This window comes from Streptomyces sp. V3I8 (genome assembly GCF_030817535.1).
Classification (GTDB): domain Bacteria; phylum Actinomycetota; class Actinomycetes; order Streptomycetales; family Streptomycetaceae; genus Streptomyces.
The window spans coordinates 5,154,357-5,167,791 of sequence record NZ_JAUSZL010000002.1 but is presented as its reverse complement, the minus strand read 5'-3'; the positions used below and the strand labels follow the sequence as shown (position 1 = coordinate 5,167,791).

Annotated in this window: 12 protein-coding genes; 4 read left to right on the top strand and 8 right to left on the bottom strand. The window is 71.4% G+C overall.

Annotated features, from left to right (window positions below):
- The first annotated feature begins 225 nt into the window (after window positions 1-225).
- Window positions 226-1,404, top strand: coding sequence for an NAD(P)/FAD-dependent oxidoreductase (locus QFZ75_RS23125; protein ID WP_307539745.1), 1,179 nt, complete (start codon window positions 226-228; stop codon window positions 1,402-1,404).
- A 19-nt stretch (window positions 1,405-1,423) separates the two neighbouring features.
- Here QFZ75_RS23125 and QFZ75_RS23120 read toward each other — a convergent pair whose 3' ends face one another.
- Complete coding sequence (locus QFZ75_RS23120) at window positions 1,424-1,663, bottom strand: hypothetical protein (RefSeq protein ID WP_307539743.1); 240 nt, start codon at window positions 1,661-1,663, stop codon at window positions 1,424-1,426.
- 197 nt (window positions 1,664-1,860) lie between these two features.
- Here QFZ75_RS23120 and coaA point away from each other — a divergent pair, with 197 nt between their 5' ends.
- Together coaA and QFZ75_RS23110 are read left to right on the top strand one after the other, a co-directional pair.
- Entirely contained in the window at window positions 1,861-2,850 is a 990-nt protein-coding gene (coaA, locus tag QFZ75_RS23115) for a type I pantothenate kinase (protein ID WP_307539742.1), read from the top strand.
- 35 nt (window positions 2,851-2,885) lie between these two features.
- Window positions 2,886-3,815, top strand: coding sequence for a DUF389 domain-containing protein (locus QFZ75_RS23110; protein WP_307539740.1), 930 nt, complete (start codon window positions 2,886-2,888; stop codon window positions 3,813-3,815).
- A 57-nt stretch (window positions 3,816-3,872) separates the two neighbouring features.
- Here QFZ75_RS23110 and glmM read toward each other — a convergent pair whose 3' ends face one another.
- The 3 genes from glmM to rplM all read right to left on the bottom strand — a co-directional run bounded on the left by glmM (window position 3,873) and on the right by rplM (window position 6,536).
- On the bottom strand, window positions 3,873-5,231 hold the full coding sequence (gene glmM / locus QFZ75_RS23105; protein WP_307539738.1) for a phosphoglucosamine mutase: 1,359 nt from the start codon (window positions 5,229-5,231) through the stop codon (window positions 3,873-3,875).
- Window positions 5,232-5,522: 291 nt separating this feature from the next.
- A complete protein-coding gene (rpsI, locus tag QFZ75_RS23100) occupies window positions 5,523-6,050 on the bottom strand; it encodes a 30S ribosomal protein S9 (RefSeq protein WP_307539736.1) in 528 nt (175 codons plus the stop codon).
- Window positions 6,051-6,092: 42 nt separating this feature from the next.
- Window positions 6,093-6,536, bottom strand: a complete 444-nt coding sequence (gene rplM / locus QFZ75_RS23095) for a 50S ribosomal protein L13 (protein WP_055614906.1) — start codon at window positions 6,534-6,536, stop codon at window positions 6,093-6,095.
- A 308-nt stretch (window positions 6,537-6,844) separates the two neighbouring features.
- Here rplM and QFZ75_RS23090 point away from each other — a divergent pair, with 308 nt between their 5' ends.
- The gene (locus tag QFZ75_RS23090) at window positions 6,845-7,714 is read left to right on the top strand and encodes a hypothetical protein (RefSeq protein WP_307539734.1); all 870 of its coding nucleotides are present in this window, start codon (window positions 6,845-6,847) and stop codon (window positions 7,712-7,714) included.
- 30 nt (window positions 7,715-7,744) lie between these two features.
- On the opposite strand, the gene QFZ75_RS23085 is transcribed toward QFZ75_RS23090, so the two are convergent.
- The 4 genes from QFZ75_RS23085 to QFZ75_RS23070 form a co-directional block, all read right to left on the bottom strand.
- Window positions 7,745-8,824 (bottom strand): C40 family peptidase, encoded by a 1,080-nt coding sequence (locus QFZ75_RS23085; protein ID WP_307539733.1) that lies wholly within the window; start codon window positions 8,822-8,824, stop codon window positions 7,745-7,747.
- A 50-nt stretch (window positions 8,825-8,874) separates the two neighbouring features.
- Window positions 8,875-9,357 (bottom strand): poly-gamma-glutamate biosynthesis protein PgsC/CapC, encoded by a 483-nt coding sequence (locus QFZ75_RS23080; RefSeq protein WP_307539731.1) that lies wholly within the window; start codon window positions 9,355-9,357, stop codon window positions 8,875-8,877.
- Window positions 9,358-9,440: 83 nt separating this feature from the next.
- Complete coding sequence (pgsB, locus tag QFZ75_RS23075; protein ID WP_307539729.1) at window positions 9,441-11,042, bottom strand: poly-gamma-glutamate synthase PgsB; 1,602 nt, start codon at window positions 11,040-11,042, stop codon at window positions 9,441-9,443.
- 6 nt (window positions 11,043-11,048) lie between these two features.
- Window positions 11,049-13,319, bottom strand: coding sequence for a HAMP domain-containing protein (locus QFZ75_RS23070; RefSeq protein ID WP_307544704.1), 2,271 nt, complete (start codon window positions 13,317-13,319; stop codon window positions 11,049-11,051).
- Window positions 13,320-13,435 lie beyond the last annotated feature (116 nt).

The following is a 13,435-nucleotide window of genomic DNA, read 5'->3' as shown; positions in this document are numbered from 1 at the left end:
TTCCCGCGCCCCCGCCCACACGCCCGCGGGTCCGCGGGTCCGCGGGTCCGCGGGTCCGCGGGTCCGCGGGCCACGCATCCGCGGCTGTCGGTCACGTGTCCGGGCTGTCGGGCCGATGTCGGCGGGGTGTCGGAGGGGTGTCGGCGGACGCCGGGACCTTGGTGGAGGTCCGCCGGGCGACCGTCCGGCGGGCCCATGGCACGTCACGACACGTAAGGAACCACCATGACCCCTCACGTCACGATCATCGGCGCCGGACTCGGCGGACTGACCCTCGCCCGCGTCCTCCACGTCCACGGCATCCCCGCCACGGTCCACGAGGCCGAGGCCTCACCGACGGCGCGCGCCCAGGGCGGGATGCTCGACATCCACGACCACAACGGCCAGCCGGCCCTGCGGGCGGCGGGTCTGACGGACGAGTTCCGCGCTCTCGTCCTGGAGGGCCGTCAGGCGATGCGGATCCTCGACCGGGACGGGACCGTCCTGTTCGACCAGCCCGACGACGGCACGGGCGGCCGGCCCGAGGTGCAGCGCGGCGAGCTGCGGCAGATGCTGCTCGACTCGCTCCCGGCCGGGACCGTCCGGTGGGGCCGCAAGGTCGGCGCCACCCGGTCCCTCGGCGGGGGCCGCCACGAGGTGGTCTTCGCCGACGGCACCACCGTCGTCACGAACCTGCTGGTCGGCGCGGACGGCGCCTGGTCCCGGGTCCGGCACCTGCTCTCCGCCGCCACCCCCGAGTACGCCGGCATGTCGTACGTCGAGACCTACCTGTACGACGCCGACACCCGCCACCCCGCCGCCGCGAAGGCGGTCGGCGGCGGGTCGATGCTCGCGCTCGCGCCGGGCAAGGGGATCCAGGCCCACCGGGAGAAGGGCGACACCCTGCACACCTACGTGGCGCTCACCAGGTCGCGCGACTGGTTCACCGGCGTCGACTTCACCGATTCCGCCGCGGCCGGCGCACGGATCGCCGGGGAGTTCGAGGGCTGGGCGCCGGAGCTGACCGCGCTGATCACCGACTGCGACACCCCGCCGGTCCTGCGCCCCCTCAACGCCCTCCCGGTCGGGCACCGGTGGGAGCGGGTACCGGGGGTGACCCTGCTCGGCGACGCCGCCCACCTCTCGATCCCGAACGGCGAAGGCGCCAACCTGGCCATGTACGACGGCGCCGAACTCGGCAAGGCCCTCGCCGCGCATCCCGACGACACCGAGGCCGCCCTCGGCGCGTACGAGCGGGCGATGTTCCCGCGCGGCGCCGAAGCCGCGGCCGACGGCACCCAGCTCAACGCGGAGCTCTTCGGCGACGACGCGCCGCACGGCCTGATCGCCTCGTTCACCGGAAGCACCGGGAACACCGGAAACACCGAGGACACCGGAAGCACCGAGGACGGGCGGACCTCGTGAGCCGGCCGCCCTGCTCTCCCTACTCGCCCCACTCGATCCGGTCGATCGCCTCCTGCACCATCCCGAGGAACTCGGCCTCCTCGCAGCGCGGCTTGCTGCCCATCTCGTACAGGTCGATGCAGTCGTAGAGGTACTCGCCCAGGTCCTCGTCGGGAAGGTCGAGCGCCAGTTCGCTGCAGACCCGGCCCGCCACGTCGTCGGCCGGACGGCGCCCGGGCCTTCTTCCGACGAGGTCACGCACTCGGAAACGTACGGTCATGACGACCATCCCCACCACCGGCGTCCCGGCAGGCGGCTCGCTCCCGGGTGGGCGGCACGCTATGCCCGTTACGACCCGTCGGTCCAGGGCTCGGAGGCGTGCGGGACGCGCACGGAACGTGGCCGGAGCGCACACGGAGCGCTCCGGCGTGACGGACTCCACCCGACGCTTCGTTCAAACTGCCGTAACAATGGAATGTGATCCCATCGGTCTCCCCGTTGCCACGGAGCGCCCACCGGCCCAGGCCGGAGGCGACTCCCTACGTCGACCTCACCCGCGCCCAGTGGAGCGCGCTGCGTGAGAAGACGCCGCTCCCGCTGACCGCCGGGGAGGTGGAGAAGCTGCGCGGTCTGGGCGATGTCATCGACCTCGACGAGGTACGGGACATCTATCTGCCGCTGTCCCGGCTCCTCAACCTCTACGTCGGCGCCACCGACGGTCTGCGCGGCGCCCTCAACACCTTCCTCGGCGAGAAGGGCTCCCAGTCCGGTACGCCGTTCGTGATAGGCGTGGCGGGCTCGGTCGCCGTCGGCAAGTCCACCGTCGCCCGCCTCCTGCGGGCCCTGCTGTCGCGCTGGCCCGAGCACCCGCGGGTCGAACTGGTCACCACGGACGGCTTCCTGCTGCCCACCGAGGAGCTGCGGGAGAAGGGTCTGATGGCCAGGAAGGGCTTCCCGGAGTCGTACGACCGCCGGGCGCTGACCCGGTTCGTCGCCGACATCAAGGCCGGCAAGGACGAGGTGACGGCGCCCGTCTACTCGCACCTCATCTACGACCGGGTCCCCGGCAAGCGCCTCACCGTGCGCCGCCCCGACATCCTGATCGTGGAGGGCCTGAACGTCCTGCAGCCCGCCCTGCCCGGCAAGGACGGCCGCACCCGCGTCGGCCTCGCGGACTACTTCGACTTCAGCGTGTACGTGGACGCCCGCGCCGAGGACATCGAGGGCTGGTACCTGAACCGCTTCCGCCGGCTGCGCGAGACGGCCTTCCAGGACCCGTCCTCGTACTTCCGCAAGTACACCCAGGTCTCCGAGGAGGAGGCGCTGGACTACGCGCGCACGATCTGGCGGACCGTCAACAAGGTCAACCTCCTGGAGAACGTGGCCCCCACCCGGGGCCGGGCCACCCTCGTCGTGCGCAAGGGCCCGGACCACAAGGTCCAGAAGCTGAGCCTGCGCAAGCTCTGACCCGGGCGGTCCCGCGGCACCATTACGCTGCCCCCATGCTGCACCTGCGCCTGATCACCCCGGCCGACCGGACCGACGCCGTGATCCGTCTGATCGGGACCACCGTCGGTACGACCCATCTGGCGGTCGTGCCGGGCGCCGCCCGCGTCCCCGCCGGCGACCTCGTGATGGTCGACGTGGCGCGGGAGGCGGGCGACGAGCTGATCAGCGGGCTGCGTGCCCTGGGCATCGACACGGACGGCTCGATCGCCGTCGAGGACATCGACCTGTCGCTGTCGAAGCGCGCCGAGAAGGCGGAGGACGACGCTCCCGGAGAGGGCGCGGACGCGGTCCTGTGGGAGCAGCTGTCCGACGCGACGCACGAGGAGTCGACGCTCTCGGTCACCTACCTCGCCTTCATCACGCTCGCCACGATGATCGCGGCCTGCGGGGTGGTGCTCGACAACGCGATCCTCATCGTGGGCGCGATGGCGGTGGGCCCGGAGTTCGGCCCGCTGGCGGGCATCAGTACGGCCCTGGTCCGGCGCCGGCCGCGTCTGGCGTTGCGCTCGCTGCTGGCCCTGCTGGTGGGCTTCGCGGTGGCGATGGCCGTGACCGTGCTGTTCAGCCTCCTGATGGACGGTCTCGGCCTGTTCAGCCGGGCCCAGTTGGAGGCCGACCGTCCCAACACGGCCTTCGTGTACGCCCCCGACGCGTTCTCCTTCGTCGTGGCGGTGCTGGCCGGCATCGCGGGGACGCTCTCCCTGACCTCGGCCAAGTCGGGTCTCCTGGTGGGGGTGGCCATCTCCGTCACCACGGTCCCGGCCGCCGCCAACGCGGCGGTGGCCCTCGGCTACGGGGACACGTCCCAGACCGCCGGCTCCACGAACCAGCTCCTGCTGAACCTCGCGGGCATCGTCCTGGCGGGCACCCTCACCCTGCTGGTCCAGAAGTGGCTGTGGCGCCGCCCCCGACCGCGTACGTGACGGCCCCGGAGCCGAAGGCAGCCCGGTGGGGGCAGGGGGAACGGCGCGCCCCTGGGTTCACCCCAGTGCGGACTTCACCGCGTCGGCCAGCCGCCCCGCCACGGCCCGGGCCTGGTCGATGTCGGCGGCCTCCACCATGACCCGTACCAGCGGCTCGGTCCCGGAAGGCCGCAGCAGCACCCGCCCGGTGGCTCCCAGCTCCCGCTCGGCCTCCCCCACCGCGGACGCCAGCTCCGCGGAGGTCGACACCCGGGAGCGGTCGACGTCCGGCACGTTGATCAGGATCTGCGGCAGCCGCTCCATCACGGAGGCGAGGTCGCGCAGCGTACGTCCGGTCTGCGCGACCCGGGCCGCCAGCAGCAGCCCGGTCAGCGTGCCGTCACCCGTGGTCGCGTGGTCCGTGATGATCACGTGCCCCGACTGCTCCCCGCCGAGCGCGTAGTCGTGCCGCTTCATCTCCTCCAGCACGTACCGGTCCCCCACTCCGGTCTGCACGAGGGAGACTCCTTCGCGCTCCATGGCCAGTTTGAACCCGAGGTTCGACATGACCGTGGCGACGACGGTGTCCGACCGCAGCTGCGACCGCTCCCGCATCGCGAGCGCGAGCACGGCCAGGATCTGGTCCCCGTCGACCTCCGCACCGGTGTGGTCCACCGCCAGGCACCGGTCGGCGTCGCCGTCGTGCGCGATGCCGAGATCGGCCCCGTGCTCGAGGACGGCGGCCTTGAGCAGGCCGAGGTGCGTGGAGCCGCAGCCGTCGTTGATGTTGAGCCCGTCGGGCTCCGCGCCGATCGTGACGATCTCGGCGCCGGCGCGTGTGAAGGCCTCGGGCGAGACCCGCGCGGCCGCCCCGTGCGCCTCGTCGAGGACGACCTTCAGACCGTCCAGCCGGTTCGGAACGGCCGCGAGGAGATGGGCGACGTACTTCTCGAAGCCCTCCTCGTACGAGCGGACGCGTCCGACGCCCGAGCCGGTCGGCCGGTCCCAGGGAGCGCCGGTGCGGTGCTCGTCGTAGACGGACTCGATCCGGTCCTCCAGCTCGTCGGCGAGCTTGTGCCCGCCGCGGGCGAAGAACTTGACGCCGTTGTCCGGCATGGCGTTGTGGCTCGCGGAGAGCATCACGCCGAGGTCGGCGCCGAGCGCGCCGGTGAGGTACGCCACCGCGGGGGTCGGCAGGACACCGACGCGCAGCACGTCCACGCCGGCGCTCGCGAGACCGGCGACCACGGCGGCTTCCAGGAACTCCCCGGACGCGCGCGGATCCCGTCCGACCACCGCGGTCGGCCGGTGGCCCTCGAAGGTTCCCGCCTCGGCCAGTACGTGCGCCGCCGCCACGGAGAGACCGAGCGTGAGCTCGGCCGTCAGATCCGCGTTGGCGACACCGCGTACGCCGTCCGTCCCGAAGAGTCGTCCCACTGGTGTCCTCCGAACTTGCTCAGACTTACTACACGATTGCTCAAGGATGTGCGGCCCGGCCAGGAGCGCGGCTCCGGCCCCTGCCAGGTATATCCCCCGTACCTGTCCGTCTCCCAGGCCCGTTCCGCGGCTGTGTCCGAAAGGCCGCTCCGAACCGCCCTGAACAGCACCCCGAACGGCGCCCGCACACAGGTTCGGACAAGCGAGCACGGACAAAGGTTGTGGTAAACGAACGCCCCGACGGCACAGAACGTGCCGCCGGGGCGATGCGTGCAGAACAGCGAGCGGGATTTAGCGCTTGCTGTACTGCGGGGCCTTGCGGGCCTTCTTGAGACCGGCCTTCTTGCGCTCGACCGCACGGTCGTCACGCTTGAGGTATCCGGCCTTCTTGAGGGCGGCGCGGTTGTTGTCCACGTCGGCCTCGTTCAGCGCACGGGCCACGCCGAGGCGCAGGGCACCGGCCTGACCGGAGACACCGCCGCCCGAGATGCGGGCCACGACGTCGTAGCGGCCGTCGAGCTCGAGCACCTTGAAGGGCTCGTTGACTTCCTGCTGGTGCACCTTGTTCGGGAAGTAGTCCTCGAGCGTGCGCCCGTTGACCTTCCACTTGCCGGAGCCCGGGACGATCCGGACGCGGGCGATGGCGTTCTTGCGACGGCCCAGGCCGGCGGCCGGCTGCGGGTCGCCGAAGCGGCCCGCGAGGGACTCCGAGGTGTACTCGCCCTCGACGGGCACCTCGGACTCGGTGGTGTACTGCTCGACGTCGACGAGCTCGGTCTCGTTCTCTTCGACCGGCTGCTCAACGGTGGTCTCGGCCACGATTCTCCTCAGATTCTTTTTCGTCTTAGGGGGTGGCCGGAACTACTGCGCGACCTGGGTGATCTCGAACGGCACCGGCTGCTGGGCAGCGTGCGGGTGCTGGTCGCCCGAGTAGACCTTCAGCTTCGAGAGCACCTGACGGCCCAGGGTGTTCTTGGGGATCATGCCCTTGATGGCCTTCTCGACGGCCTTCTCGGGGTTCTTCGCCAGCAGCTCGTCGTAACGGACGGAGCGCAGACCACCCGGGTAACCGGAGTGGCGGTACGCCAGCTTCTGGGTCTTCTTGTTGCCGGAGAGGTGCACCTTGTCGGCATTGATGATGATGACGAAGTCACCAGCATCGACGTGCGGGGCGTAAATCGGCTTGTGCTTGCCCCGCAGGATGTTCGCGGCAGTGGTCGCCAGACGACCCAGGACGACATCCTGGGCGTCGATGACGTACCACTGGCGAGTGATGTCGCCGGGCTTGGGGCTGAACGTACGCACGGTCGTAGCCTTCGCTTCTTCAGTGAGTGGGTCCTGACAATGGGCCACCACGGACGATGTACGACAGCCCTGGCGGACCTCGGGACGCAACCGAGTCCTGCCGCTGGTCATCGGCCCGGTGGACCGGTGTAAGGGCCCCTCACGTGAGAATGAGCAAGCCAATACACATAACGAACCGCAAGAATACCTTCGGTGGCCCGTACGGGTCAAAACGCGGGCCGGCCCGCAGGTACCCGCGGGGTTTCAGGGTATCCCGCAGAGGGCACGCGCCGCCCGGCCCACCCCTTGTCCCGTCTAAGATGCGGCCCATGAGCTTTGGGCAGGGGGGACCCCAGTGGGGTTCCGGGGGATCGGATTCTCAGCCGCCGCAGTGGAGCAGCCGCTCCCCTGACTGGGCGGCCTTGGCCGAGGCCGCCGAGACGCGCAACCGGCGCCGCAGGTGGCTGCTGGTCGGCGGCGGCGCCCTGGCCACCATCGCCGTGGGCGCGGCCGTCGCCGTGGCCGTCGTCTCGGCGGACGGCAAGGAGCAGGCTTCCGGCAAGCCGGCCTCCGAGCTGCCCGTGAGCTCGGACATCCCCTCGGACACCGCGGGTACGGGGCCGTCCTTCGAGGCGACCTCGGCGCCGCCGCCGCTGGACCCGAAGGACTTCATATCCGATGTGAAGAAGGACACCGCGACCCTCGGTCCTGACACCCTCTTCCCGGGCACCCGGCTCACCATGGGCGAGACCGTCTACAAGAAGGGCGCGCTGGCGTCCACGAAGAACTGCGCGGCGGCCGCCCAGGGCACCCTCGGCCCGGTCCTCACCAAGAACGACTGCACCCGCCTCATCCGCGTCACCTACGCGAAGGACGGCGTCGCGGTGACGGTGGGCGTGGCCGTCTTCGACACCGAGGCCAAGGCGCTGCGGGCGAAGACCGACGCCGACGACAAGAGCGTCGTCCAGTCCCTGACCGGTGACGGCGTCCCCGTCTTCTGCCGCTCCGCGGTCTGCCGCTCGACGACCAACTCCTACGGGCGCTACGCCTACTTCACGGTCGCCGGTTTCACGAACGGCAAGGACGTGACGGAGAAGGACGCCAAGGTCTTCAGTACCGGCGACGACCTGGCCGAGTTCACGTTCCGCCAGATCCGCCGCCGCGGCGAGGCCCAGGCATCGGCGGCCGCCAACCAGTAGGCGGCCGCCCGGCCCGGCCGCCCGGCCCGGTCACAGCCGCTTGGCGCTGCGCAGCGTCTTCGCGTAGTAGCCGTTGCCGTCCAGCCGGGAGGCGCCGCCGATGTCACCGATGGTCGGGCCGTTGACCTCCTCGCGGCTGGAGATGAAGACCAGGTGCCCCTCGGTGTCGTAGCCGAGCACCATGCCCACGTGGTCCAGCCGCTCGCCGGTGCGGGTGTCCAGCTTGAAGAAGACCAGGTCACCGGGTTGCAGTTGGTCGATGTTGGCCGGCCGGTCGTCGGCCGAGATCCCGGCCAGCGGAAGCACGTCGACCCCCTCCTTCGAGCGCGCCATGCCGTTGGCGGTACGCGGCAGACCGTCGCCCGACCGGTCCGACGACATCAGCGGGTAGCGCGCCCGGTAGCCGAACACCATGCGGATGTACCCCGAGCAGTCGACGGACCGCGCGCGCACCTCCTCCGGTGTCCCGGTCGTCCCGTCCCGGAAGGGGTACGGGACGCCGAGGTAGTCGTAGAAGTCGGACTGTTCGAGGCGCAGGTCGCCGCCCTCGGCGCCGGCCGTGTTCAGCGGACCGAAGTTGGCGTCACCGGCGAAGGCGGTCCCCTTCTCGTCCTTCTTGACCGGGGCACCGGCCACGTACTGGGAGGCGAAGGCGAAGACGTCGTCCTCCTTGCTGTCCTCGTACTCGGCGTACCACCGCGTGAACCACTTCTCCTTCTCCGCGCCCTTCTTCCACGGCTCGGGCATCAGCCGTACCCAGTCGGTGGTGGAGACCTTGGAGCCGGTCGAGGACGGCTCGGCGAAGGTGCGGCCGGGACCGGTCAGCGTCGCGGTGAGCGCTCCGTCGGTGAACACGGCCTTGACCTGGCCGTCGTCCCCGCGCAGCACGGAGCGGGCGGGGTTCTCCAGCCGGGACCAGCGGGCCCCGCTCCTGTCCTTGCCGTCGGAGGCGGAGCGGCCGGCGCCGTCGAGCACGCCGACGCTCGTGATCTCCGGGACCCCCTCCTTCTCCTGTTTGCGCAGTTCCACGGTGAGGTAGCCGGACGCCCCCACGAGCGCCAGCACCACCACGCCGGAGAGGACCGGTCGCGACTTCTTCTTCCCTGCCATGTTTCTCCCCCGGTGTCTTTCGGGACGGTGTGACGGTGTGACGTGCCCGCTCAGACGGTGGGCATGACGCCGAGCAGCAGACCGGCGGCCACGACGATGTACGCCAGGAGCGAGACCGTGCCGGTCGCCAGCAGCGTGGGCCCCTTGGGCTGGCGCACCAGCTGGTAGGCGACCAGACCGGGCACGATGAAGCCGAGCGTCTGGTTGCCGTAGAGCAGCGGGAACTCCAGGGAGAGCACGATCATCACCGTGGCCTGGAGCAGCACGCCGAGCAGGACCACCGCGGCGAACAGCCGCTTGCCGTAGAGGATCACCAGCCGCTGCATGACCTTGGTGCCCGCGTAGGTCAGCGCCGTGACGCCGACCATCATGGCGGCCCGCTGCAGGTCCTCGATCAGCGTCAGGGCGATCCACCCGGGGGTGATCATTCCGCCGGGGGACAGATTGGTGGTGAGGTAGCACAGCAGCGAGAAGAACAGGCCGATGGCGATGCCCAGGGCGGCCATCTCGGGTGTCAGGGCGGCGGTGGTCAACGGATTCTCCGGGCACGGGGGCGGATGTCACGGGTCTGACGGGGGCCGCGGCGAAGGGCGCGGCCCCCGGTGGGCGGTGGCGGTCAGGAGTGCGGAGGCTGTCCACCGCCCGGCCCGTGACCCGTGACGGGGTAAGGCCAGTCGTCCTCGACCGGCGCGTCGTGGCCGTCGTGGCCGTCCCGGGCGTCGTAGCCGTCCCGGGCGTCGTAGCCGTCGCGGTACCCGTCCCGGCCGGCCTGCGTGCCGTACTCCGGGTACCACTCGGCGGCGGGGTGCGCGGGAGCGCCGTGCGTGCGCTGCGGGGGGACGGTCCGCTGCCCGGCGCCGCCCTCGGGGAGGCGTACCACCGGAAAACCCTGCGTCTGCTCGGCCTGGTAGCGCTCCTCGTACGCCACGGGGTACGAGGCGTACGGGTCCAGCCGGGTGGGCTGGGCGGGCCGTTCGGGCCGGGCGGGCCGGACGGCCGCGGTCCCGGCCCGGTCGGCGGGGTCCTCGGCGGGCGTCTCGTCCGCCGGGAGTTCGGCGAGGTACTCCAGGAGCTCCTCGCCCTGGCCGTGGATGTTGCCGATGGCCACGAGGGAGGAGTCGGCCGCCAGCCGGTCGAGCAGGGCGGGCATGAACTCCTCGGAGGGGCGCCGCTCGCCGCCCAGGTCGACGGCCCGGTCCCGCCACTCGGCGGGAATCGCGTCGATGGCGCTCTTGGCCGGGTGGCCGATGACGAAGACGTTGTCCGGCTGGAGGTCGGGGATGATCTCGCCCATCTGGCCGTTGCGCTCCACCCGGTCGGGGCGGCAGTTGATCACGACGTTCAGCGGGCGGTGGATCGCGCCGAGGTCGAGCAGCTGGTTGATGTTCATCAGCGTCGACTCGGGGTCGTTCGCCGCGAAGACGTTGGCGAAGGCGAGCCGTTTGCCGCCGGGGGCCTCGTACCGCTCCACGGAGAGGACGCCCGGGTCCGGCGGGGCGTCGTACATGCCCTGCAGGGCGACCTCGCGGCCCACGCCGAGGAGGTCGGCCACGACCAGGGCGATCGCCACGTTCTCCTTGAAGGTGAACCAGCTGAAGCCGCGCAGCTCGTCGTCGGAGACCATCTCCGGGTCCGCGTAGATCAGCTTGCAGTCACGGGCGTCCGCCTCCTCCTGGAGGATGTGGAAACGCTCCTGCTCCGCGGTGACGCAGATACCGCCCTCCGGCATCGAGCGGCACAGCGAGCGCGCCACGTCGTCCAGGGTCGGGCCCATCTCGGCGAGGTGGTCCTCGCGCACGTTGCACAGCACGCCGATCGTGGACCGGATCAGCTTGCTCTGGTTGACCTCCTGGAGCGCCGGCATGACGGCCATGCACTCGATGACGAGCGCGTCGGGCCGGTAGGTGGCGGCCCGGCGGACGATGCCGATCTGCTCCACCACGTTGGCGATCCCGAACTTCCGGTAGACCGGCTCCTCGGTGGCGTCGGGGTGGATGAATCGGGCGGCCGTCCCCGTCGTCTTCGCCACGGTGACCAGGTCACCGCCGCGCAGCGCCCCGGCGCACAGCCGGGTGATGGAGGACTTGCCGCGGATGCCGTTGACCAGCACCCGGGAGGGGATGTTGTGCAGCGCGGCGTAGTGCCGCCGCTGCTCGACGATGCCCGCCACCAGCAGCAGCGTGGCGCCGACCAGCAGGACGAAGTACAGATAGAGCACAGCGGGTCACCTTCCTCCGACGGGACGGCCGGGCTCGGCGGGCCGGCGGGCCTGGGTCTGCTTGCGGACCTGGAGCTGCTGGCGGACCAGTTCGAGGCTGCGCACCACGGCTCCCACCTCGTCCTGGTAGCGGGGGTAGTGCACGGTCTTGAGGTCGCCGTCCGCGAGCTTCTCGGCGGCGTCGGCCAGGGCGCGCAGCGGGCGGGCCACGACGAGGTGCACCCAGCCCAGACAGATGACGATCGCGGCCAGCCCGAGGAGTCCGGCGAGCACGCTGCGGTCCTCCAGCCGGTACGGCGCGATCTGGAAGGCCTTGGCGTTCTGCCAGCTGACCACGGTCCAGCCGACGTCGGCCGCCACGCCTCCGCCGGAGAAGGGGGCGGCCGCCGCGACGGTGATCCCGCTGCCCTTGCGGATCAGCAGGCCGTTCTCCACGGGCCCCGCCCCGACCCGTACGCCGGTGGCCCGGACCAGGTCGGTGAGCGAGTCGTCGGGCAGGTCCTCGAAGGCGAGGAAGCCGTCACTGCCGGCGAGGGTCCGCGCCTTGGTGTCGACGACCCGTACCTCGCCCAGGCCGGGCCGGGCGAGCAGCGAGTTGAGGAACTCCACCCGCACCTCGCCGACCAGGGTCGTGCCCTTCTCCCCCGGTACAGGTGCGCCGGTCTGGACGACAGGTTTGCGGCCGCCCTTCCCGGACAGCCGGACATTCGGCAGACCCTTGTCCCGGCTCCATTCGGCGTGTGGTCCGTCGCCCACCCGGGAGACGACCTCGCCGTCCTGGGCCACCAGGTAGAGCGCTCCGTAGCGGGTGTGCTCGCGCAGGGTCTGCTTCAGCAGTTCTCGGGTGGTGCCGGCGGAGCCGTCACCCGCGTCGATCAGGCTGGAGACGGAGACCAGGTCGGCCTGCGCCTCGTTGAGCGCCCTGCGGACGCGGTCGGCCACCAGGTCGGTCCGGTCCCGCTGGTCGTTGACCATGGAGGCCGGGATGCTGACGGAGTCGTCGGTGCGGTTGAGCAGCCAGCCGACCGGCACGGACCAGAGCAGCAGCAGGACGGCCGTGAGCGCGAGCGGCACCCGCAGGCCGAGGCGGCGCCGGCCGCCGGCCGCCGGCTTGTCCCCGTGGGACGCGAAGTCGCCGCCCGGGGCGCCCCCGAGCTGGACGCGCAGCCGCTCGAGCGCGGAGCCCAGGCGTGCTGTCTCACCCCAGCGGGGCACCGCGACCGGCCGCGTCAGATCCCCGCGGGCGAGCCGGCGCGATTCCAGGAAGAGTGCCAGCAGCGGCCGCTGCACGGTCCTCCAGAGCACGGCGGCCGCGATCAGACCGAGCACCACCAGGGCTCCGGCGGCCATCAGCCCGTACAGCTCCCGGCCCGCTCCGGTGGCCTGCTGCTGGACCACGGGCAGCATGGCGACCACGGTGAGGCCGAGACCCGCGCCGACGCTCTGCTTCTCCTCCGGGTCGGCGGAGGCCAGGGAGGCGTAACCCGCCGTGGCGATCCGGCCGTTGTAGCTCTTGCCGGTCAGGCTCCCGCTGACTCCCGGATAGCCGTGGGAACCGGGCTCCCGGGCGGTGACGGGGTTCTCCTCGGTGCGGTCGGCCGCCTGGTCGGACAGGGCGGTCATCTGCTTCTGCAGGAAGGTGAGTTCCTTGCGCTCCTGGTCGGAGTTGAGCGCCTCCGACTGCTCGAAGCCCGCGGTGGCCAGGACCTCCCCACCGGTGGCCACCACCGCCATGGAACGGAACTGCCCCAGGGTGACGGCCGGCACGGACAGGCTGTTGGACGCGATCAGCAGTTGCTGCGGCCGGTCCTTCCAGTCGAGCACCGCCATGGTCATCAGACGTACGTCACCGGTCTCCAGCCGCACCATGCGCGGGGTCAGGGCGTGGTCCCCGGTGAGGACCTCCTTGTCCAGCCAGGCCAGCGGGATCGGCTGGCCCCGGGCGGCCAGCACGTCGCCGCTCTCCAGGTCCAGCACGGTGGTGCCGGTCCACTTCTGGTACGTCGTGCCGAGGTCGGACAGGACGCGTTCCGGCTCGGCCGGCCTGCCCGCGTTGAGTGCGGTCGCGGTGCGGTCGAGGTCGGCGACCCGCTCGTCGATCGAGGCGCGCAGGGCGATGGCGCCGTCCTCCGCGAAGTGCTGCTGCGAGGAGAGCACCGCCTCCGGCACCACCTCGTCGCCCGCCGGTCCGAGCACCTTGGCCGTGAGACCCGCGAGGGCGAGCACGAGCACGCAGAGCAGCGCGATCGGCGGACGGATTCCGCCCAGCAGCGGCATGTCCGCCCGTCTGCGGATGCGCCGGCGCCCCTTACCTGGGCGCACGGCACGGCTGAGTGTCACCGGTGGTCTTCCCCTCCGACCTCGACAGGTCGACGGCCCGCACGGACATCGCC

Coding starts and splice junctions, on each gene's coding strand:
- QFZ75_RS23125 (WP_307539745.1), top strand. CDS start 226: ATGACCCCTCACGTCACGATCATCGGCGCCGGACTCGGCGGACTGACC.
- QFZ75_RS23120 (WP_307539743.1), bottom strand. CDS start 1,663: ATGACCGTACGTTTCCGAGTGCGTGACCTCGTCGGAAGAAGGCCCGGG.
- QFZ75_RS23110 (WP_307539740.1), top strand. CDS start 2,886: ATGCTGCACCTGCGCCTGATCACCCCGGCCGACCGGACCGACGCCGTG.
- QFZ75_RS23090 (WP_307539734.1), top strand. CDS start 6,845: ATGAGCTTTGGGCAGGGGGGACCCCAGTGGGGTTCCGGGGGATCGGAT.
- QFZ75_RS23085 (WP_307539733.1), bottom strand. CDS start 8,824: ATGGCAGGGAAGAAGAAGTCGCGACCGGTCCTCTCCGGCGTGGTGGTG.
- QFZ75_RS23070 (WP_307544704.1), bottom strand. CDS start 13,319: ATGCCGCTGCTGGGCGGAATCCGTCCGCCGATCGCGCTGCTCTGCGTG.